Below are 23,605 nucleotides of genomic sequence, written 5' to 3'. Positions count from 1 at the left end.
CGTCCTCTTATGCCCCCTAAGAACGAACAGGCCGATGGATCGTGTCTCGCCCGGGTTACGGAGTCGGGGGGACGAACGGCGGTTCTGTAGCGTCATGCTCGTGGTGACCTTGCTCGACGCTGCGCTGAGCCGAGACTCGCTGCGGCAGGCCCGCGGCCAGCCGTCCCTCTCGACACCCCTACGGCTGGACACAAGTTTGGGGACTACCGGCGCATAGCGGCAAGCGTTCGGCTGTGTTCAGACGAACGTAACCACGATCAACCAGCGAACTCCGACGAGGTGCCATGACGTTAGAAGTCAACAAGAACGTCGAACGACTGTCGAGGTACCAACCCTTTAATGCAAGCTCGTCGCAACTCTATCAAGAAAACGTAGTCGACATGTCGAGTCGCGATGCGCTTCCAACGCAAGCGTTCGACTATGTTACAAAACTCATCGCCGACCGGCAAACCGGCGTCGTGGTCCTCACGGGTGATGCTGGACACGGGAAGACGCATTTATGCACCCGCGTCCTTGCCGGCCTCGGATTAGGCGCGGAGAACGTCCCGGCCATCATACGCGATAAGTGTGATGGGGAATCAGACCTTCGGCAGCTGCCAACGGGCAGGTCTCTTCGAATAATCAAGGATCTGAGTGAGTTCGCCGAGTCGGCCCCTCGGAAGCTGATTGAAGCGCTGGAGGCGGCCGATCGAGTTACAATAATTTGCGCCAATGAGGGGAAGCTTCGAAGCACTGTCCAAGCTGAACCGGAACGCTTGGCGGCAGTTCGTGAAGTCCTTGAAATGGGCACCGTCAGCGGTTCGACAACGATGGACTCGCGTCTGCACGTAGTGAATCTCAACTATCAAAGCGTAGCTGCCCACGCCGAGCGAAGTCTCACCGCGCATCTGTTGCGCTACTGGGGGCAAGACCAGCGGAAATGGCGAAGCTGCGCGCCGTGCGACGCAAGAGACATCTGCCCAATTTACGAGAATCACCGCCTGCTTTCTCAAGGAAGGGAGGGAGAGGAGAGGCGCAACGGGGTCGTCCAATTGATGAAGATAGTGGAACATACGGGTCAGGTGGTAACAATACGAGAGCTACTCATTGTGATCGCACTAGCGATAACTGGAGGACTTCGATGTCGAGATGTTCACGCCCACTATCACGCGTCCAAGACATCAACTCATTGGCAATATCGCCACATCTTTCACCAGGCGATTTTCGGTGAGACCATCACAGCCAAGCAACAAGCGCAAGTTCGCCTCATTGCGGCCCTCAAACGAGTTGATCCAGGCCGGACAGCACTGCGAGGCGTCGACGATTACCTCGTGCCCGAGGCAGACGAAATCCTAGGAAGATTTCTTCCCCCAGACTCCGCCGCTGTCGAAGAAACGCCTCGATCGCGAGTTCAATCAAGACGGGACGCTGATCGTCAACGGCGAGCTTTTCTGTTTCTCCGCAGGCGCGACTTCTTCTTTAGCGGAACGGTTGAAAGCGGTATTACCCGCGCCGAGCGTGCCGGCATCAAGTTCGCATCCCAATTTTCGTTGGCAGCATCTGACGACGTCGCCGAGACTCAACTAGTCGGTCTCAGAGATGAGCTACTACGCGGACTTGAGGCAATCCAAGGAATACGACGTTCACGGCAGGCCAACTTTCTGGTCGTTGATCCGGCGTTCACATCTCATCGCAGCAGGGCAAGCGTCATTGCTCGGCAATTTACCAGCTCAAGGGTCCGCATCCATGCGCAGAGTGACTGGTGGAGGCAGCGTTCGGGCGAGGCTGCTTCAATCCCTCACTCCGTCGACTGGCTAGACAGGTCTGTGTACCTCGTCTTCTCAAACGCAAACGGTGAAGTCGCGCTGGCGATTGAGCTAGATATGCACAGGGTCGAACTGATACTTCGCTATGCGGAGGGTTTAACCGCAAGGCGGCATTTCCACGCAGACATACGCAACCTGAGCGCTCAGCTCGCTCACCTCAGTTCCGTAAGCAATGATGACGGTGAGATAATGGTATTGGTCGATGGTGAGCGTAGAAAGCTCGCTATTGACGTTGGGAACCGAATCCGGGCAGTCGAAATATGAGCTCTCGAGCAGCGAGCAACTTCATAGCACGCAGGATTGTAACCAGCTGCTTTGGGGGGAGCCTGTACCAACAAGGGCGCGGCTACTACGTTGCCCTGGAGCTTTTCGCCATCTTACGAGGGCATCAAATAGCCGGCACACCTTTGTTGGCCGACGGAGAGGCGATCCGGCCATTCTTCCGAACTAGTCACGACTATGCTCGGCGAATTGCGACCGATTCAGGCGACCTAACCAACGAAGACCGCGAGAAGGTAGATGAAGCGGCGATCGATTCACTGCGAGCCCTCTTCTCTTCAATCGCGGTCGAAATCCCAGGAAGGCGCAAGGCGCCCGAGTGGTTCAACCTACACCTCTATCCGTATGTGGGTGAGCTGATCCATTACGATGCTGTTCGAAGCCGAGGGGCTCGACGGCCGCAGATCGAGCGCTACACTTATCGTGGCGGTGGTGTCGTCGCCCACGAGATCCTACGGCGAGACCCAGATCGTGCGCGTCTTGAAAGAACGCGGTTCGGCTTAGCTTCATTGGTAGGAGATTCTGGATCAGCTCTCGGTCGAATCGCGTCAGCACTGCACCACCACGACGCGGCAACGGAAAAAGACGCATTTTCTGGTGGAGTCGAAGCTCAGGTTGATCTAGATGGCCACCAGACGGATTGGATTGAGCTGCTTCGTGCAGGCGTTTGCAACATCGTTAGTCGTGAACTCGCTCCGACCGCGAGGCGCATCGAGCACTTGATGCATTGGGTACCATATTGCATCGCGCGTCACCAGCTCGATCTTGCTAGCCTACTCCTTGATCGCCCGCCGATGACCTTCCTTGTAGACTTCCGGGACGGAAGCAGTGCTATACGTACCCTCTCAAGAGAAGGGCTTGAACAGGCTCGATGGACAATAGTGCACGCCCTGCGTGCCGCCGCGGTCGGCATGCAAGAGGAACCTGATCAGGAGCAGCAACGTAGCACGATCAAACAGCTTTTGAGCGGCGGGGATTCGTGGACGAACGGACCAAGAGCCTTCTTCACGGAGACCCTAGCTGCAGTTGGTGCCTTGAACTCGTCAACCGGGCGTCGACATTTTACGTTGCAGCTGCCATTGCTAGAGTCTGTCGTCCACGCGCTACTCAAGCCGGGCGAGGAGATGCAACTCGACGGGTTTATGACTGATCACATGTTCCAGCGGCTCCGCCTTGTAATCGATGAGCGATCTGCTTCTCAAGCCCGGCTCGCTGAATCGATCGACTTGGCAGATTTCCGGGATAATGGCAGCCATGCGGCTCGGGCGCTTCGAGCGCTGGGGCTACTCTCTGAATTCTCAGACGCAACCCAAATGGTGCACGCAGAGGTGAGACAATGAGTAGTGCGAGAATAGTCGGCCAAGTTGTAGCGGATCTTGTGAAGGCTGAACTCTTGCGCTCAGTTGAGGATCCGGGCGAGCAGGCTGCCGTGGTCGTACGCTCCTTTGAAGAGGATGAGGTCATCGCTTTAGCATCCGCGCTGGACGGCTTCATTCTTCCCGGCGAGAGCGCGCCGGTTGATATTCGGGTGGGCACTACTCGCGATGTCCGTGGACTTGAGGGACGCCGTCTTGCGGCGGGGGAAACGTTGACCCGCTACCGCAACAACAATGTCTCTGGTCTGGTGCTGATCGAACTAGATCCATTCAGTGACGTCAATGGAATTGCCAATATTGTGGCATTCGACGACCAAACTGTGCTGGACCGCGACTTGACGCCCGAAGTTACCGGCCAGCGCCTCCGCTCAATCGTGTCTACAACATGGGCATTGCAGGTGGAGTCGGACTCGGGAATCGGTGCTCCCGAGCAGTTGATCAAAAGAATTACTGAGGTTCATGGTATCTTGTCTCGCACAAGTGAGATATCCCTAAGACGCTGGATCCGCTTTTCGAACGTTTCGGCCGCCGCGTTAGCGAGTCAGATGGTGAGCGGGCATTCGGCGGTAGATCGGGCGGTGGGAGAATCTTTGACTGCGCTTGGTCTATTCCCGGATCCTGAGACGTTCGCGGTGGCCGGCGCAATAAAGCGCCAGATTCAAACCAATCAAAATGTCGCGCAGCGGTTGCATCCCACTGGTAGGGAAATCACGGAAGAGGATCTCGTCGCTCGTATCGAGCAAGTCGCTTTCGATTCGGATAGATTGAGGGACGCTCGACTACCAGATGCCGTTACTGCAAGAGGTTGGATGCGGGAAGTCGCTGAAGGAGGTGGAGAGGACGCTAGAAGCCGTATTCATCTCAAGGTATGGCTCGAACTGTTTCGAACCAATCCAACGAAAGCGGCTTTGGGCTCTAGGATTCGAACCGCACTGAGCGAACAGTTTCCTGAAAGGGTGCAGGAGTTCGACGACCTTGCGATCGAGTCAGGATTAGACGAAGGCGAGCAGGAAGCGGCGCAGGTTCTCCTTCGTTCCGAACCAGAGGATGAGCAGGTCGCCGTAATCGATCTGCTTCCGAAACAGATCAAACGGCGAGTTGAGAAACTTGCCATTCCTCGTGTAACAGCAGAGACGGATCCGCTGCGAGCCCTGCTGTACGGCCTGCAGGGACTTGAGCGGGCTGCAGACGAAGAACCGCGCACGGTCGAAGTACGTCGTGAATCATTCAAGGATCCGGAGGGCCGTCTTAGCGCAGCGCTATTCGCGTTCCTCTACGGCCCAAGCTTGTCGGAGATCTGCTTATCCTCGGCGGACGGGATGGGTGCGCGCCTCGTCGTGGACGAGTCCTTACTTACAGTTCAGTCGATCGCTGCTCTTTTTCCGCCGGAAAAGGAGGACGCGCCTATTGATCTCGCGGAGCTGTGGGGTCCACTACGTCTGTCTATTCGAGTACAAGGTCAGCTCGATCCGCTCCACAGGTTCGAGTGGCGCCCAATGGACGCACCAGGCATAGTCCGGCTCGCACAAATCATACAAACCCAGAGCGAGCTCTGCGGGGATCGGCTGAACGAGACGCTGGACGATTGGTGCCAGCGGGCGCTGGATCCAGCTGCTTGGCGTGACAGAGCGGAGCCCGCGCGAGTGGAACGTGCTATGGGTGATGGCTTTGCAGACAAATGGCTAACCGCAAGGCGCGAGTTGTTTATCAAGCTAAGTGTTACCGGTTTGGATAGTGCGATTCTTGATGAGTTCGGCGCTTGGTGGGCAGACCACGTTTCAGATGCACGACAGTCGTTGGTTCCGCACAACGCGCCTCAGCCAGAGCTTGAGGAATTTTTGGACGTTGATACCGTCCGTTTGCCACGTGATCGTACTGCCATGCTGGCCACTCATCCACTCCGGCTTCGATGGATCTCCACCCACTCTCAGCAGATGACTCGAAGAATACTCTCCTCCCTTGAGAATGGCCTCGTTCTAAACGATGAGAACGATCAGTTGTTTTTCGACTGGTTGGATCGTGTATCTCCACATCGTCAGCCGGCTTTCGCTAGCGGAGGGAACCAAACGCTCTCAATTCCAACGCGGGAGTATGGACTACATGAAGAATATGCCCCCATCCAGCAGGCAGGTACGGAACGCAGAGACTGGCTTGCCGGAATTGACGAGGCGTCCGTCGATGAGGTAGCGCGTGTCGTTAGAACGTACCTTGAGGCATATCCCCACAAAACCGATGGAATTGCACTTCTATTACTTTTGCAAGATGGTGATCCGCTAGTTGCCGTGCGACTGCTCAAGCGCGTTCGAGAACGTGAATATGCGAACGCGCGTGTGGAGCTCCACGTCGTCACACCGCGGCGGTACCATGATCGCATTACTCGTGAGATAGAGGGTATCTCTGACTCTAATGGCATAGGCTCCGCAATCTTCATGCCGAATGTGCAGTTGATCTTGCATGAGTGGCTAGAGGGAGCGTCGTACCCTGATCTCGCGCACTTGGTCGACAAGATTGATATTGCGATAGCTCCAAATCTGTTCGGTACTAAAACATCAGCACAGGCCAATACTCGGCGGTCGGAGATGGGGATCTCGGGTCGGTTCGACCCGTGGGTTGATCCTACGAGTCATGATGTTCCGACCGCAGGTTCAACGGTCCGAGAGAATGTTTCGCGGGTGCTCCTCCCCGCCGAGCCGGATCCTCTGCTCGAAGCATGGTCGACTTTGTGCGTTAGGCGTTATCGAAATGCACCGGTTTCTCCCGACGAAGGCTTGGCGACCGACTATCTGTCTCTGCAAATTCAGTTCCACGCAGGAGTCCCACTATTTCGTTCACTACATTTGTCGGCGCACTGGGTAGTTACTCTCGACCCCTTTGTTGGGCGCGATCAAGTCGATGCACTAGAGGGATGCCCGGACGTCATCCTCGTGCGATCAGGGATCGGCAAGAACGAGACATACACTCTAATTGTGAGCTCCGAGACTGGTTCGCGATTCGTTACGCGACGGTTGGCGCGTAAGCTGCAGCATGACTTTCGTCTACAGCTTAGGAATGGACCAGATATTGTTGCACGGAGACTCTATGAAGTCGGACGAAATACACTGCCGGGTGTCATACTGCGGGCCCTTGGGCTTGGCCGAACGGCGGAGGAGATCGTCGGACTTATAGCAAGCCGCTACGCCGTCGAAGAGGCGTTTCCAGCACCAACTGGTTCAACCGGTTTCGAGTGGTGGATATCGCTGGACGAGCATTTAAACTGGTTTGGGGGGTCGCGCGGCTCCCGGGCAGATCTGCTCCGTGTGATCGCCGTGGACGACGGCGATGAGCTTATCCTGACCCTGCACGTCGTCGAATCCAAGTTCCGGAGCGCAGAGGACCTTGGAATCGCCGATCAGCAACTGGCCCGGACAATTTCGCTTCTAGCAGGTGTTGTTGGTAACGCGGGTCGCGGTGAGCGGGAAGCCGACGACGCCGTGTTTTGGCGGCGGGAGATACTAGGCGCGCTCAGTCAGACCTCGAAGAGCGGTTTGGAGGCATCCGAGTTGCCGGCGCTTAGGCCGCTGGGAGCCCACTCTGTCACGGCCGTCGACTTTCGTGCGAAGTTGCTCGCCGGCGACTTCCGCGTTGATGAGCTTATCGGTATTGCAGTCGCTATAGCGTACGACCAGCCAGGCAACGGCTCAAGAGGTTATACGCCCCAGAATCATCATTGCCTAAGGTTATTTCGCGATGATATTGCAAGAATATTGGATAGACTGGTTGATCAGATTCCGCCGGTTGAGCGGATTGATAGTGCTGTGGGTGAAGCTTCACCCGCGCACCGCTTCGACTTAATCGGTGACGAGAGTGTCAGTCTTCGTCTAGATGACTCGAACGGTGACTGGGATGCCGTCGCGGGGGGCGCTGATGCGATTGAAAATTCTGCGACTCTCGGTGTGCGGGTTTCGGATACGAGACTATTCAATGACGGGCGTGGCGGCCTTTCTTTGGATTCGCTTCGTTCGAAATACAATAATATGTTAAACGTGTTTGCCGCACATAACGTGTTGGTCGACGCGCCTGGAGCGGACCTATTCGAAGAGGGGCCAGGGTTCTATGTGCTCCGCGTGATTCCTCGGTCAGGCGTTTCGGTCGATCGACTTATGAACCGAAAAGATGATCTCAAGTTGGCGCTCATGCTTGAGGCGAGTCAGGATATACGCGCATTTGTTGATCGCGGAACCGTTGTACTTGAAGTCCCTAAGCTGGACTCTGAGCGCTATGATGTGTTCGCGGAGAACATATGGACTCGTACGACCTGGAATTCTGATTCCTTATACGTGCCGCTGGGTGAAGACATACAAGGGAATGTAGTCGGCGTTGACTTCTCCTCGCCAGACTCCCCCCACCTCCTGATCGGGGGCACGACGGGTAGCGGAAAGTCGGTCCTAGTCGACACCCTTATTCGTGGGTTGATTGGCCATTATTCTGCGGAGCAGGTGCGCTTCTTTCTTGTTGATCCGAAAGGTACGGAGCTGGTTGACTTTGAGGGTTCTCCTCACGTAGAGGGAAGCATTGGGATGGACGCCGTCGACGCACTCGGGATACTAGAAATGGCTGTTGAGGAGATGCAGCGACGGTACACTATCCTAAAAAACAAGCGTGTTCGACGAATTTCTGAATACAACTCCCTGGTCGGCAAAGAGGTGAGACTCCCATGGTGGATCATAGTGCTGGACGAGTATGGGGATCTGACCTCGGACCCCGACGACAAAGTTCAGATTGAACGAGCTTTGAAGCGCTTGGCGCAAAAAGCCCGCGCATCGGGGATTCACCTAATTGTGGCGACTCAGAAACCTAGCGCGGAGGTAATCTCCACTACTGTACGGTCGAACCTTCCGGCTCAGATTGCTTTGCGTGTTAAGACTGCATCCGACAGTCGGATCATCATGGACGAGGCTGGTGCCGAGACACTTGCAGGGAAGGGTGATGCATTTCTCAAGACCGCGAAGGGTTTGACTCGACTGCAGGCGGCGTTCTGCCGAGAACCGTTCATTATCCGCTGAATCATGGAGAGCTGAACCTTGGCTGATCGGAGAAGTCAGTGGAGTTTGTCGTTTAGAGCGTGTTTGAGAGGCCTTGGCGTGTCTGGGGGATCGTCAGTCCGGGTTGGTCCACGGTTGGCCGGTGGCTCGGCGTACGCAGCGGTATCCCTCGGACACCAGCGAAGAGCAGTGGGCGCTGATCGAACCGTTGCTGCCCGCGGCCAGGTCCGGGGGCCGGCCGGAGAAGCATCCTCGCCGGGACCTTGTGGACGCTATCCTCCACGCGGTCTGGGCCCATTGTGCCTGGCTGGCTCGGCCGGCGGACTTCGCGCCGTGGCAAACCGTGTACTGATACTCGAACCGGTCGGAACAAGACCGGGTTACCCGAGTAGATCCTCCCGATCGTGCGCGAACAGCTCCGCGCCGCAGAAGGGCGCAACTCCGAGCCGAGCGCAGGGATCACCGACTCGCAGAGCGTCAAGGGTGCTGACACCGTCGGTCGGGAGTCCCGCGCGCAAGCCTGCCGTCAGCGCGGGTTCGCTGTCATCCCACGCCGCTGGGCAGTCGAATGCAGTCTCGCTTGACTGACCGCACACCGACGCCTGGCTCGGGACTACGAACGCGATCGCCCCGTCTCCGAGGCCATGATCTGCTGGGCCGCGATCAACACCATCACCCCCCGCCTCACCCGCGGCACGCCTGCTACCCGACAACAACGCCGCACCCTCACACCCGCCGGGTGATGTTCTCAAACACGCTCTTAGAGACTGGCTGCCCTTGTGGTGTTGCTTGCCGGTTATCCGGCCATGGGGTATGTCGGCCTGCTAGACCCACCGGCGCCTTCCAGGCGTTGAGCGGGCTATTTAATGGTAAGATACGCTACTTCCCTATATGATGCGAAGTCGGAGCGTCTAGCCGGCATAGGCAGCGGTTCCACGTGACGTCCGACTGTGAGGCTGGCGAGAGCCCGCCGCGCTATGGTGGGTTTCTGCTGCCGGGCGGTTGGGGTGACCCCTCTGGCTGGCTTTCGTATGGCTTCGTGATCATGAAGCCGTGATCAGCCTGCGTTCCGCTAGGATGGAAGAACCCGTTGCCTCATCGGTCGGGGGTTCGACCTCCTCCGCTCAGCAAGTTGGTCTTTGATGGCGGACGCGACTTTTCGCGGATCTTCATGCTCCCAGAAGCGAAGCACGAGCCAGCCACGCTTTCTGAGGATCTGATCCACTCGGCGGTCTCGGGCTGTGTTCTCTTCGAGCTTTGTCTGCCACCAATCCGCGTTCGATTTTGGCGCAGTGCTGTGGAGCGGACATCTGTGCCAATAGCACCCGTCGACGAACACCACGATGCGATCCTGTGCCCAGACGATGTCACCGCGCACCCGCAGGTCCGCCTCAAGTCGTACATCGACGCGATACCTCAGACCTGCCGCGTGCAGCTGGCGGCGGACGTCCATCTCAGGCTTGGTATTTGTGCGCCGCTGCCTCGACATACGCCGCCGGATCGTCTCTGATGAGGCACGGGGTGGCGTCATGGTTAGACCTTCATTGCGGTGACGTGCTCGTTGAGGTCTCGCATAAAGTCCTCTGAGTAGCGTAGTTTGCTTCGCACCAGCCGATCGCGGAAGCCTCTGGTTGCGCGAAAGGACAGCGGTTCCGATCCGTAAGTGCGGAGTAAAGTCGAGAGATGCCGGTGCCTGCCTGACGGTGGAGTCGGCCACTCGGAAACGTTTGTCCGCCAGGTTTTCCCGTCCCTGTGATGCGCCGCAAGTGGCCATCGCGCTCCGTCTGTCTGCAAGCTGCGGGGGAGTCCATCGACCAGGCTGGGATCCGGGATGGCCATGAGGCCCTCACCGATCCAGCGTGCAGCGGGAGCGCTGACAGCATTCCCTAGAAGCTTCCAACGATCACGTATTGGCGCCGCCGAAGTCCAGCCCTCAGGCAATCCCTGCAGACGTTCGGCAGAGGCGATCGAGGGGCGGACGATCTTGTGGCCGAGTGCGGCCTGGGGCAGCCACACCGCGGGCGGACTCGGGATGCTGACTGTCGTCGAACCCTTAAGGGTCGGAATTGCATCAATTGCCCACCCAATGCCGCGATTTCCCTCTGTCCAGTAGAAGCCGAATGCGTCTAACCGTGCCCCGGCTGCGCCTCCGTCCTTTCGGATGGACGGCATATCCGATCGAAATAGGACGGCGGCCGGATCGTGCACTCGAGAGGCGAGTAGGTATACGCGGCGACGTCGTTGCGGAAGTCCGAAAGCTCGCGAGTCCATGACTCGGTAAGCCCAATCGTAGCCTGCATCCTGTATCGCGTAAACGATCTCTGCGAGCGCACGCCCTGAGCTCAAATGAAGCATGTTGGGGACGTTTTCGATGAGCAGCCAATCGGGCTTTTCTCGGGAAAGGAGTTCCAGGACTCGCCGGATTAAACCCGACGCTGCGCCGTCTAGTCCCACCGTCCGGCCTGCCTGGGAAAGATCCGTGCAGGGAAAACCCGCCGTGACAAGCTGTGCTCCGTGAAAATTCGTCATGGACGCAATATCCCCATACTGAGGGATCTTCTTGAACCTGTCCTTCAATACTGCTTGAGCCGACGGCCATGACTCGTAGAACCCGACGGTGTTGCGCAGCCCGGCCATGCGAAGGCCGTGCTCGATCCCGCCAACCCCAGAGAACAGGCTCAGGATCGGCTCCTCGGTTCTCACTCTTGGGCCTCGTGCACACTGCTGAGGCTAGTGCCCTCGTCACGGGCGATGTGCTCAGACACCGGAGTTGGCACCGAGGTGCTTCTGAGGACGTCGGAGCCGAGGAGGGCTTCGCAGGTGGAGCGCTCACGGCTACCACCGATCCCCGCGAAGGGGCCTCCGACGGAGAAGGTTGCATCCACGCCATCACGCTAGCGGGGAACGCCGACGGTCCCGCGCACGGCCGATCTGTCGCGCCGCGGCGCTCTGCGAGTCGCTCCACACCTAGTGAGTAGCAGCCGGACCACCGAGCTTCACCGCTCAGTCGGGGAAGTGGTAGGCGGCGAATAGTGCGCTCTACATCACCTCATGGTCCCCGTGGGGCCTCATCAATCCGCCACTCGATGCCGCACCGCCGCAGGCCAGCACAAGCTACAAGATCATCTGCTTCTTGAAGCGCTACATTGCTGAAGAGATCCACGCCTACCTCGCCCAACCAGCCATTGTGGACCCAGCACTCGACCCCATCGCCTCAGCGACTTCGAGCTTCGACGAGGGCCGTAACTTCGAGCGGCGGCACCTGGCCCGCAAGCGCAACCCGAAGCGCGGTGGCGCAGGATTCGGCTAGCCCGGTGCGACCTTAGGTACGTGCGATGCGCAGCATGCGGATCTGACTTCGAATCCACCTACGGCGATCGCGGCCGCGACTTCATCGAGTGCCATCACCGTGAACCATAAGCCTCGCTGGGCCTTCGGAAGACCGGGCTTCGTGACCTAGCCCTGCTGTGCTCGAACTGCCACTATGTGGTCCACCGTCGTCGGCCATGGCTCACCGTCAGACAACTCATTGCGTGGACCAGCCGATCATCAGGTCGTCAGGCTCCGGGGAACGACCGGCGGCGGCTCGGATGTAACGTTTCATCCCACCCCGCGGGACCGGGTCACCCCGGCCAGGGCCTCGGCCACCTCCGTCTGGACGACCGGCGGGATCTTGCGCATCACGTCGACGAGCCGGCTCCCGCGCACCCACCGCGTGGTGTCGCGGAACTCGCGCGCCTGCTCCTCGTCGTACTTGCGCAGCGTGCCCATGACGGCCGCGTACGCAGCCGGGTCGTCGGCGATGTCGGCGAGCTCGGAGTCGAGGGAGACAGCGCCGTCGGGCAGGGATGCGCCGTTCATGGCGACCGTCCAGGAGTGCGACCCCGAGCCGACGACCAGCGGGTCCGAGCCGTCGGGGAGGTGCACGGTGGCGGTGGTGCCGGCCGGCACCACCGCGGTCACAGTGATGCCGTCGGCGGTTCGCTCCCAGCCTGCCGCCGCCCGGCCGTAGGGCGTCTCGTGCGTGACCCGGGCGAACTCCAGGCTGGCGATCGGGTGCGGCGCGATCCGCAGCTCCCGGTACCCGGGAGCGGCGGGGGCCAGGCCGGCGACGCTGCGGTGCATCCAGTCGGCGATCGCGCCGAACGCGTAGTGGTTGAACGACGTCATCTGGCCCGGGTTGATCGAGCCGTCCTCCAGCATGCTGTCCCAGCGTTCCCAGACCGTCGTCGCCCCCATCGTCACGGGGTAGAGCCACGATGGGTTCTCGGTCTGCAGCAGCAAGCGGCCCGCGACGTCGACGTGCCCCGTGCTCGTCAGCGCGTCACAGACGATCGGGGTGCCGACGAAGCCGGTGGCCACCCGGTAGCCGCCCGCGCGGACCAGGTCGGCGAGCCGGTCTCCCATCTGCCCGCGCAGCTGGGGGTCGGTGGCGATGCCGTACTCGAGGACCATCGCGTACGCGGTCTGCGTGTCGGAGAGCATCCGCCCGGCGCCCGTGACGTACTCGCGCAGGAAGGCGGCGCGCACCTCCTCGGCGATGCGCCGGTAGCGCTCGGCGTCGTCGGTGTACCCGAGGAGCGCCGCGGTGCGGGCGAGGATGTCGGTGGACCGGAAGACGTGGGCGCTCGCGACGATGTCGGGGTCGGTCTTCGCCTCCCCGGGCCGCTCGGGCGGCGCTGCCGGGTCGAGCCAGTCGCCGAACTGGAACTGCCCCTCCCAGAGCCGCCGCTCGCCCGCGAGCCCGAGGATGGTCTCCACCCACGAGCGCATGCTCGGGTACTGGTCGGCGAGCACCTGCCGGTCGCCGTACCGCTCGTGGAGCACCGTCGGCACCACCGTGGCGGCGTCCCCCCACGCGGCCGCAGGGATCGGCCTGCCGAGGACGTGCGGGATGACGAACGGCACGATGCCGTCCGCCGCTTCCTGCTCGAGCGTGAGGTCCTGCAGCCAGCTCGCGAGGAAGCCGTTGCAGTCGAAGAGGTCGGTGGCGGTCGGGGCGAAGACCTGGATGTCGCCGGTCCAGCCGAGCCGCTCGTCGCGCTGCGGGCAGTCGGTGGGGACGTGCAGGAAGTTGCCGCGCATGCCCCAGACGATGTTCTCGTGCAGTTGCTGCAACTGCTCGTGCGAGCACTCGAACTCGCTGGTGCGGCGCATGTCGCTGCTGACGACCACGGCGACGACGTGGGCCGGGTCGAGCTCGCCGGGCCAGCCGTCGACCTGCGCGTAGCGGAACCCGTGGAACGTCGACCACGGCTCCCACGTCTCCTCGCCCGTGCCGGCGAGCGTGTACGTGTCGGTGGCCTCGGCCGCGCGCAGCGGCCGGGTGCCGAGCTCGCCGTTGTCCAGGACCTCGGCGTGCTTCAGCGTGATCGTGGTCCCGGCCTCGCCGCGCACGGTGAGGCGCAGCCATCCGACGAGGTTCTGGCCGAAGTCGAGCACCGTCTTGCCGCTCGGCGTCGTGATGACCTCCCGCACCGGTAGCTCGGCGATGCGGCGGGCGCCCGGCGAGCGGCGAGCCTGCGGCACCGGGAAGTCGCCGTCGAGCCGCACCGGCGACCAGGCGCCGTCGTCGAAGCCGGGGCTCGACCAGCCCGCGGCCTCGCGCCGCGCGTCGCAGTGCTCGCCGGGATAGATCCCGCTGCTCGTCGTCGGCCCGTCGCCGGTCGCGCGCCAGCCCTCGCCGCTGGCGATCGTCTCGGTCGTGCCGTCGGCGAAATCCACGACGAGCTGCACGGCGACCGCGGGCTGCTCGCCGTAGACCCGCTCCGCGGCGTCCCGGAAGCCGAAGCGCTCGGTCCACCAGCCGCCCGCGAGGCGAACACCGACGGCGTTCTCCCCGTCGACGAGGAGGTCGGTGACGTCGGTCGTCTCGTGCACCAAACGCCACTGGTACGCGGTCCAGCCCGGCTTCAGCACCTCGTCGTCGACGTCGCGTCCGTTGACCGCGACCTGGTAGACGCCGTGCGCGGTCGCAAAGAGCCGTGCCCGCCGCACCGGGCGGTCGAGGGTGAAGGCGTGCCGGACGAGTACCGGCTGCGCCGGCTGCTGCGGGTCGGCGAGGCCGACCATCCGCGCGGTCCACTGCCCGCCGGCAAGGAAACCGGCGACGACGGGCAGCGGCCCGCTCCACGGAGACGTCCCGCCGTCCGTGCCGGTGACCCGCACCCGGACCGCGACCTCGTCGCCTGCTGCGAGCGGCTCGAAGGGCCAGTCGACGAGCACCGCGTCAGGGCCGTCGAGGCGGACGGTCGTCGCTTCCCCACCCGTGGGCGCGAGTTCGACCTCGGCGGACGCCTGCCGCCAGTCCGGCACGTCGGTCTCGACGACCCAGGACAGGCGCGGCGTCGGCGTGGGGACGGTCCTGCGGTCGGTGGCGTGCTCGGCGATGGTGCGGATGACACGGGTCGACGGCGCAGCGGTCACGGACGTCCTTCCTGGAACGGATCGACGGAGGCTCAGCCCTTCACGGCGCCGGAGGTCATCCCGGCGACGATCTGGCGGTTGAAGAAGATGAACATGACGAGCGGCGGAATGGTGATGAGCAGGACGTCCATGAAGAGCAGGTTGTAGCTCGTCTGGAACTGGCTCTGGAAGTTGTAGAGCGTGAGCTGCACGGTGGGGTTGCCCGGCAGGAAGTAGAGGGGGTTCACGAAGTCGTTGAAGACCTGCACCGCCTGCACGACGACGACCGTGACGACCACCGGTTTCAGCAGCGGCAGGATGATCCGGAAGAACACGCGCAAGGGGCCCGCGCCGTCGATGATGGCAGCCTCGTCGATCTCCCGCGGAATCGTCGAGATGAAAGCGCGGAAGAGCAGGATCGAGAACGACAGGCCGAACGCCACCTCGACGAGAACGAGTCCGAGCATGGTGTCGAACAGGCTGATCCCCTGGAGCACCCAGATCGTGGGCACCACCGCCGGCGGGATGATGAGCCCGGACAGCACGAGGAAGTTGATGAACGGGTTCCAGCGCGTTTTGCGCCGTTGCAGGACGAAGGCCACCATCGCGGAGAGCACCACGATGCCGGCCACGCTCGCCACCGTCAGCACGGTGCTGTTGATGAAGGCGATGACGAGCATGAAGTCGCGCGCCTGGACCACCTCGACGAGGTTGTCGACGAACGCGATCCGGGTGGGCCAGGAGAACTCGAGGAGGTTGGCCTCCTGCCGCGTCTTCAGCGACGTGAGGACGATGAACGCGAACGGGACCACGAAGATGACCGCGGTGAGGACGAGGCCGAGCGTGCTGGCCCAGTAGCGGTAGGTGCGGCTCACATCTCCACCTCCCGCCGGTTGAGGAAGAGCGTCAACGGCAGGACGATCGCCGTGACCACCACGAACAGCACCACGTTGCCCGCGGTCGAGATGCCGTAGAAGCCGGCCTGGTACTGCTTGTAGATCACTGACGCGATGACGTCCGAGGTGTAGCCCGGCCCACCGCGCGTCATCGCCCAGATGAGCTCGAAGGACCGCAGGCCCCCGATGAGCGACAGGATGATCACCGTCGCGGTGGCGGGCCGCGCCAGCGGGAGAACGATGTGCCGGAAGTTCTGCCACGCCCCGGCCCCGTCCACCCTCGCGGCCTCGTAGTACTCCTGCGGGATCGAGACGATGCCGGCGATGTAGATGACGGTCGCCAGGCCGACGCCCTTCCAGATGTCGACCCCGGCGACGGACAGCAGCGCGAGGTCGGGGTCGGTGAGCCAGCCCGGCCCGTCGATTCCGAGCAGCGCGAGGGAGTCGTTGATGAGCCCGTCCTGCGGATCCATGAGCACCTGGAACGCGATACCGACCCCCACGGTGCTCACGAGCACCGGAAAGAAGACCACCGACCGCAGCCAGCCGCGGGCGACGATCTGCGACGTGAGGAACACCGCGAGGAGCAGGCCCAGCACCACCTTCGCCCCCGACGTGACGAAGGCGTAGATCATCGTGTTCACCAGACCGGTGACGAGCTGCGGCTGCTCGAAGAACGTGACGAAGTTGTCGAAGCCGATGAACTCCGTCTCGAAGAGCGTCCACCGGGTCAGGCTGAGGTAGAACGACGCGAACGTGGGCACCAGGAAGAGCACCGAGTAGACGATCGCCGCCGGAAGATAGAACCAGTGCGGGTACGGGCTCTTCCGGCTGCCGCGCGGTTTCCCGGGTCGAGCGCTGCGGCCGGGTGGCGCCGCAGGTCCAGCCATGGTGTTCGTCGCCATCGGGTGCCTCCCTGCGCGGGTCCGGGGTCGTCCGGCTGTCAGCGGGGCGCGGTCACCAGCCGGCGAGGCCGAGCTGCTGAGCCTGCTGAGCGACGTCCTGGTCGTAGAGAGCGGCGGCGTCCTCGGCAGAGCGGATGCCGGAGCCGACCTCCACCGTGAGGTTCTCGAGGTTCGGACCCTTCACCGGTGACAGGAACTCCAGCGCCGGACTCGCGGCACTCCGGTCGAGGTAGGTCTGGATGTCCTTCACCGCAGGTGGCACGTCCGCGGGGAGCTCGCAGCCCGCGACGACGTACGGGCCGGTCGGCGTCGCCGCGTCCGTCATCGCCTGGCAGCCGGCGGGGCTGGCGATGAAGGCCAGGAAGCGCAGTGCCGCGTCGCGCTGCGGGCCCTGCGTCGTCTGCGGCGTGTACGCCGCGTTCGGCGTCCAGATGGTGATGCCGTTCGTCGCCGCGTCGTTGCCCGGCAGCCCGAAGACGCCGATGTCGGCGACCCCGTCCGGGTGGCTGGCGACGAGCTCGCCGATCGCGCTGGTGAGGATGGGGTAGTGCACGCCCGTGCCCTCGGCCAGCATCCGCAGCCCGTCGTTGTAGGTGGCGGAGGCGAAGTCCTCGTTCATGTAGCCGGCCTGGTGCACCGCCTGCTGGTGCTGGAAGCCCCGCAACGCCGCGGCGGACGTCGCGTATTTCACCTGGCCGGCCGTGTAGCGCTGGGGGAAGTCCGGCTCGGTCTGCAGGACGTTGCGGAAGTCGCCGAGAACGAACAGCTGCAAGGTCCAGGTCTCCCGGTAGGTCTGGATCACCGGCGCGGCGTCGGTGCGCTGGTCGATCACCGCGTTGTTCGCCATGAACTCGTCCCAGGTCCGGGGGACCTGGAGACCGAGCTGCTGGTAGACGGCCTTGTTGTACATGACGGCGCCGGCCTGGACGGTGCCGATCGGGGCGCCGAAGACCTGGCCGTTCCCGGACACCGCGTCGACGAAGGTCTTGTCGAGGTCCTGGGCCCACGGCTGGTCGGTGACCGGCGCGAGGGTCTGCGCCGGGTTGAGGGCCTGGAGGAGCGACCCGGAGTTGTAGACGAAGACGTCGGCCATGTCGCCGGTGGCCAGGCGCGTCTTCACGAGGTTGTCGCCCTCGGTGCCCTGCGGGCGCTGCTCGACCTGGACGGTCACGCCGGCGTTCCGGGCCATGAAGGCGGTGGCCAGGCCCTCGGCGAGGGCGATGTCCTCGGGGCCGTTGCTGGTGAGGAACGACAGCGTGACGCCCGCCCCGTCGCCCCCACTGGAACCGAGACTGCCGGCACTGCAGCCGGTGGCGAGGACGGCCGCCGCCAGGGCGACGAGCGCCCGCGTTCGTGTGCACCTGGGCTTGCGCATCGTTTGACCTCTTTGTCAGACGTGGCTGCGGAGTTGAATCGTTTCAACTGGTGGCTGTGCGGCGATGCTAGGCGGGCGGTGATCGCACCGTCAAGGTGCGCATTGGTCGCGGAGGGCGGATCTCCGTACGCGATTCCGCTGAGCAAGGCCGCGTGAGTCGCCTTCGCAGCTCCCGCGGAAAGTGATTCTCGCGTGCTCACAGGGCGAGCCGATAGGATGACGGGAATCCCCACTCGGATGGCCGCATCAATGCGGTGTGATAATTGGATGGCGCCACATTTATTCTGCGCGCGGCTTCCTACCCCGGGTCGTTGCCGGAGGCGTCCTGCCGATGGGGGAGATGCCCGGTCGGGGGTAGCGGCGAGATCGACGTGGGAGTGGTGGGGCGGTGGCCACGGCCACGCTGATGTCGATGTCGATGTCGATGTCGATGTCGATGTCGATGTCGGTGGCCACCCCCGAGCCCCGCGACGGCGACGGTTCAGTCCGCCGGACGGTCGGCGGAGACGGCCAGACCGACAACAAGGCGGCGCCTGCGGCGCCGCGCTCCGTGCTGCGCACCGCGCAAGAGCCCGCCGGGCATTCGGCCTGGTGGCCGGTCCCGGCGGCACGCGCGGACACAACGAGCGGGGCGCGGCGCCGTTCGAATCGAGCGCCGTTCCGTGCCCTTTTGGCGTGCTCAACTCGCGGAGCACACCTCGCCGACGCCCGGAAGGGTTGGCGTCGAGATCGGCGCCAGAGCCGTCAGACGCGGACGAGCTGGACGACCGCCCACGACAGCGGCGGCAACGTGAGCTGCGCGGTGCCGTCGGCGATCTGCACACCGTCCAGGGGGCGCATGCCCACCCGGTCCGGGTGCTGCTCGTCGTTCGTGGTGTGCCGGTCCTGGCCCTCGTCGGCGGCGAGCACCGCGGCGTGCTGCACGCGCAGCTCGCCGAAGCCGCGCACCCCGACCTCCACGGTCGCGGACTCCGCCTGGTCGCGGTTGGCGAGGAACAGGGAGACCACGCCGCTCTCGGCGTCCCAGGTGCCGGCGGCGTCGACCACGTCGACATCGCCGAACCGAGGGCTCTCGTAGCGGTCGCTGCGGGTGCGCACGGCGAGGATCTCGCCCGTCGCCCGTCGGCGGACCTGCTCGAACGGGTGGGCGATCGGCTGCTTCCACGCCGCGCCGCCCGGCTCGCTGCGCAGCAAGCCGATCACGTTCACCAGCTGCGCCTGGCACGCCACCGTGACCCGGTCGCCGTGGCGGAGCAGGGAGTTGAGCAGCGTGCCGACGACCACCGCGTCGGTGATCGAGTACTCGTCCTCGATCACCCGCGGCGCCACCTCCCAGTCGCTCTCGCCCTTGGCGATCGCGGTCGCGCGGTGGCGCGTCTGGTACCAGACGTTCCACTCGTCGAAGGAGATGTCGATCCGCTTGCGGTGCTTGCCGCGGGCGCGCACGGCGTCGGCGGTGGCCACGACGGCCTCGATGAAGACGTCCATGTCCCGGGCGGAGGCGAGGAAGTCGCCCGTGCTGTGCGGGCCGTCGTCGTCTTCCTGGTAGTAGGCGTGCGCGGAGATGTAGTCGACCTGGTCGTAGGTCTCCTCGAGCACTACCCGTTCCCACTCGCCGAACGTCGGCATGGCGTACTTCGAGCTGCCGCACGCGACCAGCTCGATGCTCGGGTCGACCAGGCGCATGGCGCGCGCGGTCTCGGCGGCCAGCCGGCCGTACTCGGCGGCGGTCTTGTGGCCCACCTGCCACGGGCCGTCCATCTCGTTGCCCAGGCACCACAGCTTGATGTCGAACGGCTCGGCGTCGCCGTGGGCGCGGCGCAGGTCGGAGTACTTGGTGCCGCCTGCGTGGTTGGCGTACTCCAGGATGTCGCACGCCTCCTGGACGCCGCGGGTGCCCAGGTTGACCGCCATCATCGGCTCGGTACCCGCGGCGCGGGTCCAGCGGGAGAACTCGCCCAGGCCGAACTCGTTGGTCTCGATCGAGCGCCATGCCCGGTCCAGGCGCCGCGGCCGCTGGTCCTTCGGGCCGACACCGTCCTCCCAGTAGTACCCGGAGACGAAGTTGCCGCCGGGGTAGCGCACGACGGTGGGGCCGAGCTCGCGCACCAGGTCCAGCACGTCGGTGCGCAGACCGTCCGCGTCGGCCTTCGGGTGACCGGGCTCGTAGATGCCCGTGTAGACGCCGCGGCCCATGTGCTCGACGAACGAGCCGAACAGGCGCCGGGGCACGGGGGCGATCGTGAAGTCGGGATCGATGGTCAGGCGTGCGCGGGGCAAGGCGTTCCCTTCTGGACGGTCGTGCGGTTCACGTTCCGCCGAGGCCGGTGGTGGCGACCCCGCGGATGATCTGGCGCTGGAACAGCATGAACACGACGATCAGCGGCAGCCCTGCGAGGATCGCCGAGGCCATCACCTGGGCATAGCGCACCCCGAACGCGCTCTGCACCTGCACCAGCCCCACCGGGAGCGTCATCAGGCCAGGGTCGGAGGTGATGATGAACGGCCACAGGAAGTTGTTCCACGCATGGATGAACACGAAGATCGACACGGCGGCGAGGATCGACCGTGACAGCGGCAGCACGATCTGCAGGAAGATCCGCAACGAGCCGGCGCCGTCGACGCGGGCGGCCTCCTCCAGCTCGTGCGGGATGCCGTCGAAGAACTTCTTGAGGATGAACACCATCGCCGGCAGCACCAGCTGCGGCAGGATGATGCCGGCGTAGGTGTCGGCCAGGCCCATCGCCAGCATCTGCCGGTACAGCGGCACGATCAGGATCTGCGGCGGAACCATGATCCCCGCGATCGTCAACGCGAACAGCGCGTTGCGGCCCCGGAACCGGGTGCGGGAGAAGCCGTACGCGGCCGCCGCCGACAGCGCCACCGTCAGCACCGTGACCACCAGCGCGACCACCGTGCTGTTGACGAACCAGGTCACCAGGTTCCCGTCGGCGAGCACCGAGGCGTAGGCCTGCAGCGTGAACCCGCGATCGGGAATGACCTCGATCGGCACGGTGGTGGTGTCGGCCTCCTGCTTGAGCGAGGTGAGCAGCGCCCATATCAGCGGCGCCAACCAGAGCACCGTCACCACCAGCAGCGCGGTGATGATGCCGGCACGGGCTAGTGGTGTGTAGCGCCGCACGTCCGCGGGGCCGTCGTCGGAGCGTGGCCGACGGGCCCGCGGCAGGAGGGGGGTCGTGGCGGGGTTCGCGGTGTCGGGCGCGGTGGTCACAGTTCACTCCTGCGGCTGAGCCGGGCCTGGACGAGGGCGATCAGGATGATCAGCACGAAGAACATGTAGGAGATGGCCGAGGCGTAGCCCAGGCGGTAGTCCACGAACCCGGTCTCGTAGACGTACTGCAGGATCGGCGTCGCCGACCCGCCCGGCCCGCCGTTGGCCTGGTACAGGATGTAGGCCTGGTCGAACAGCTTCAGCGAGGCGAGCACCTGCAGCACCACCACCAGGCCCGTCGTGCGGTTCAGCAGCGGCAGCGTGATCGAGAAGAGTCGCCGCCAGCCGCCGGCACCGTCGATCTCCGCGGCCTCGTACAGCTGGGCGGGGATCGCCTGCAGGGCGGCGAGGTAGAGCAGGAAGTTGAAGCCGACCGTCCACCAGACGGTGAGGATGACGACCGACCACAGGCCGATGTCCGGCTCGGTGAGCCACCCCACCGTCGGCAGGCCCAGCCCGGACAGGACCCCGTTGAGCAGGCCGTAGTCACCGGAGAACAGCCACTGCCAGATCAGGGCGACGGTGGCCACCGGCAGCAGGAACGGCGCGAAGTAGGCGAAGCGCCAGAACCACTGCCCGCGGACTCCGGTCTGCACCAGCAGCGCCATCACCAGTGCGACCGCCACCAGCGGGATCGTGCTGCCGATCGTGAACAGCACCGTGACGCCGAGCGTGCGCCAGACCTCGGGGTCGGAGAACAGCCGCACGTAGTTGGCCAGCCCGACGAACTGCGACTCGCTGCGCACCAGGCTGGTGTCGAAGAAGCTCAGACCCAGGCCGTAGACCAGCGGCCACAGCACGAACGCGGCGTAGACCAGCAGGAACGGCAGGACGAACCAGATCCCGCCGCGGCCGCCGACGAGGCTGCGCCCCCCACGGGCGGCGGTGCCCGGCGCGACGCGGCCCGGAGCGGCGACCGTCCCCGCCGTCATCCGAAGACCTCGCTGCGCTCGGTCGAGGGCTGCGCCGAGTCGCTGAATCGATGGTTCACTCGCTGACGCTCGTTCACAGTGGGCTCCCGAAGGTGATCTGCTCGTCGAGCCAGCCGATGAGGTCGTCGGCGCCCTGCTCCGGTGTCAGCGCCCGGGTCGCCACCCCCTGCAGGCTCTGCCCGGCCCGCGACATCAGCGTCGACCCGGATCCGGAGAAGTAGGTCTCGGGATCGAACTCCACCACTTGCGCCGCCTCCCGGTAGTTCGATATCGGCTGCTCCGCCCGGTACTCCGGACTCGCCGCCACCGCGGACAGTGCCGGGATGTGCCCGCCGCCCGTCGCCCAGACGAGGCTGTTGCGCAACATCGACACCGCCATGTCGTACGCCGCCGCGCGGGCAGCGGGGTCGACGCTGGCCTGCCTCGGCAGCACGAAGCTGTGGCTGTCCGCCCGCACGAACGGCGTATCCCCGAGCAGGGCGGGGAACTGCGTCATCGAGAACGGGATCTCCGCCTCGCGGGCCGAGGTCACCTCCCACGGTCCGACGAACAGGAACCCGGCCTGCTGGCTCGCGAAGGCCGCCGGCGCCGACTGCCCGTCGAGGGTGGGCGAGCAGATCGTGCCGTCGCACATATCCCTCAGGAAGGTCATCGCCTGGACGGCCGCGTCCCGGTCCACCTCGGCCGGCCCGCCGTCGGGCAGCCGCATCTCCCCGCCGAGCTGGCGGAACAGCGACCAGAACACCATCCACACGTGGGAGCTCTCGCCGATGCCGAGCGAGATCCCGATGGAGCCGGTGACCTCGGCGGCGCGCCGGCCCGCGTCGAGCATCTGCTCGGCGCTGGTGATCGGCGCCAGCGTGCCGTCCGGGGCGAGCAGTCCGGCTCGCTCGCAGATGTCGGTGTTGTAGTAGAGGACGAGCGGGTGGGTGTCGAGTGGCAACGCCCTCAGCCGGCCGTCGACCAGCACCCGGTCCAGGACGGGCTGCGGGAACTCATCGATGCTGACGCCCCGGGCCGCGAGCTCGTCGAGGTCCCACTCGTCGAGCAGGTCGCGCCCGAACGTCGCCAGCCGGGAGGCGTGCAGCGTGGCCAGGTCGGGCGCCCGGCCGCCCGCGCACGCCATCGCCAGCTTCGTGTAGTAGGGCGGGCCCCAGTCGAGCGTGGTGGCGGTGACGCGGACACCGGGCGCTTCGGCCCGGAAGTCGTTGACGAGCTCCACCATGAGCTCGCCGTCGCTGCCTCCGAAGAAGTTCCAGTACGCCAGGTCGACGGCGCCTCCTGGGCCTCGCGCGCACGAGGACAGAACGGCAGCGCCGGCGCCGACGGCGGTCGCGCGCAGCAGGGTGCGGCGCGAGAGGCGGTGTGTCGTCATTGAC

At 64.0% G+C, this 23,605-nt stretch carries 15 protein-coding genes; 5 read left to right on the top strand and 10 right to left on the bottom strand.

What is annotated here, in order from left to right:
• Positions 1-284: 284 nt before the first annotated feature.
• The 4 genes from ACQPZA_RS26065 to ACQPZA_RS26050 all read left to right on the top strand — a co-directional run bounded on the left by ACQPZA_RS26065 (position 285) and on the right by ACQPZA_RS26050 (position 8,833).
• Complete coding sequence (locus ACQPZA_RS26065) at positions 285-2,069, top strand: hypothetical protein (protein WP_433274655.1); 1,785 nt, start codon at positions 285-287, stop codon at positions 2,067-2,069.
• Positions 2,066-3,424, top strand: coding sequence for a hypothetical protein (locus ACQPZA_RS26060; RefSeq protein ID WP_433274653.1), 1,359 nt, complete (start codon positions 2,066-2,068; stop codon positions 3,422-3,424). Before ACQPZA_RS26065 ends, ACQPZA_RS26060 begins: the two co-directional genes overlap by 4 nt.
• Positions 3,421-8,502, top strand: a complete 5,082-nt coding sequence (locus ACQPZA_RS26055; protein ID WP_433274651.1) for an FtsK/SpoIIIE domain-containing protein — start codon at positions 3,421-3,423, stop codon at positions 8,500-8,502. The genes ACQPZA_RS26060 and ACQPZA_RS26055 overlap by 4 nt, the downstream gene beginning before the upstream one ends.
• A 121-nt stretch (positions 8,503-8,623) precedes the next feature.
• Entirely contained in the window at positions 8,624-8,833 is a 210-nt protein-coding gene (locus tag ACQPZA_RS26050) for a transposase (RefSeq protein WP_433274649.1), read from the top strand.
• Positions 8,834-9,553: 720 nt separating this feature from the next.
• Here the strand turns inward: ACQPZA_RS26050 and ACQPZA_RS26045 are convergent.
• Together ACQPZA_RS26045 and ACQPZA_RS26040 are read right to left on the bottom strand one after the other, a co-directional pair.
• Positions 9,554-10,012, bottom strand: a complete 459-nt coding sequence (locus tag ACQPZA_RS26045) for a very short patch repair endonuclease (protein ID WP_433274647.1) — start codon at positions 10,010-10,012, stop codon at positions 9,554-9,556.
• 2 nt (positions 10,013-10,014) lie between these two features.
• Positions 10,015-11,184, bottom strand: a complete 1,170-nt coding sequence (locus ACQPZA_RS26040; RefSeq protein ID WP_433274645.1) for a DNA cytosine methyltransferase — start codon at positions 11,182-11,184, stop codon at positions 10,015-10,017.
• Between the two features lie 430 nt (positions 11,185-11,614).
• Between ACQPZA_RS26040 and ACQPZA_RS26035 the strand changes: the two genes are divergently transcribed.
• Complete coding sequence (locus tag ACQPZA_RS26035; protein WP_433274643.1) at positions 11,615-11,791, top strand: hypothetical protein; 177 nt, start codon at positions 11,615-11,617, stop codon at positions 11,789-11,791.
• Positions 11,792-12,081: 290 nt separating this feature from the next.
• Here the strand turns inward: ACQPZA_RS26035 and ACQPZA_RS26030 are convergent, their stop codons facing one another.
• From ACQPZA_RS26030 to ACQPZA_RS25995, 8 genes are all read right to left on the bottom strand, one after another.
• Entirely contained in the window at positions 12,082-14,907 is a 2,826-nt protein-coding gene (locus ACQPZA_RS26030; RefSeq protein WP_433274641.1) for a family 78 glycoside hydrolase catalytic domain, read from the bottom strand.
• A gap of 32 nt (positions 14,908-14,939) precedes the next feature.
• On the bottom strand, positions 14,940-15,761 hold the full coding sequence (locus tag ACQPZA_RS26025) for a carbohydrate ABC transporter permease (protein WP_433274639.1): 822 nt from the start codon (positions 15,759-15,761) through the stop codon (positions 14,940-14,942).
• Entirely contained in the window at positions 15,758-16,687 is a 930-nt protein-coding gene (locus ACQPZA_RS26020; protein WP_433274637.1) for a carbohydrate ABC transporter permease, read from the bottom strand. Before ACQPZA_RS26020 ends, ACQPZA_RS26025 begins: the two co-directional genes overlap by 4 nt.
• 52 nt (positions 16,688-16,739) lie before the next feature.
• Complete coding sequence (locus tag ACQPZA_RS26015) at positions 16,740-18,062, bottom strand: ABC transporter substrate-binding protein (protein ID WP_433274635.1); 1,323 nt, start codon at positions 18,060-18,062, stop codon at positions 16,740-16,742.
• Between the two features lie 744 nt (positions 18,063-18,806).
• The gene (locus ACQPZA_RS26010; RefSeq protein WP_433274633.1) at positions 18,807-20,342 is read right to left on the bottom strand and encodes an alpha-N-arabinofuranosidase; all 1,536 of its coding nucleotides are present in this window, start codon (positions 20,340-20,342) and stop codon (positions 18,807-18,809) included.
• A gap of 28 nt (positions 20,343-20,370) precedes the next feature.
• Positions 20,371-21,294, bottom strand: a complete 924-nt coding sequence (locus ACQPZA_RS26005; RefSeq protein WP_433274631.1) for a carbohydrate ABC transporter permease — start codon at positions 21,292-21,294, stop codon at positions 20,371-20,373.
• Positions 21,291-22,226 (bottom strand): carbohydrate ABC transporter permease, encoded by a 936-nt coding sequence (locus ACQPZA_RS26000; RefSeq protein ID WP_433274629.1) that lies wholly within the window; start codon positions 22,224-22,226, stop codon positions 21,291-21,293. The genes ACQPZA_RS26005 and ACQPZA_RS26000 overlap by 4 nt, the downstream gene beginning before the upstream one ends.
• Positions 22,227-22,299: 73 nt before the next feature.
• Complete coding sequence (locus ACQPZA_RS25995) at positions 22,300-23,601, bottom strand: extracellular solute-binding protein (protein ID WP_433274627.1); 1,302 nt, start codon at positions 23,599-23,601, stop codon at positions 22,300-22,302.
• Between the last annotated feature and the right edge of the window lie 4 nt (positions 23,602-23,605).

This window comes from Pseudonocardia xinjiangensis (genome assembly GCF_050948425.1).
GTDB lineage: Bacteria > Actinomycetota > Actinomycetes > Mycobacteriales > Pseudonocardiaceae > Pseudonocardia > Pseudonocardia xinjiangensis.
This window is presented reverse-complemented; position numbering and strand designations above follow the sequence as displayed.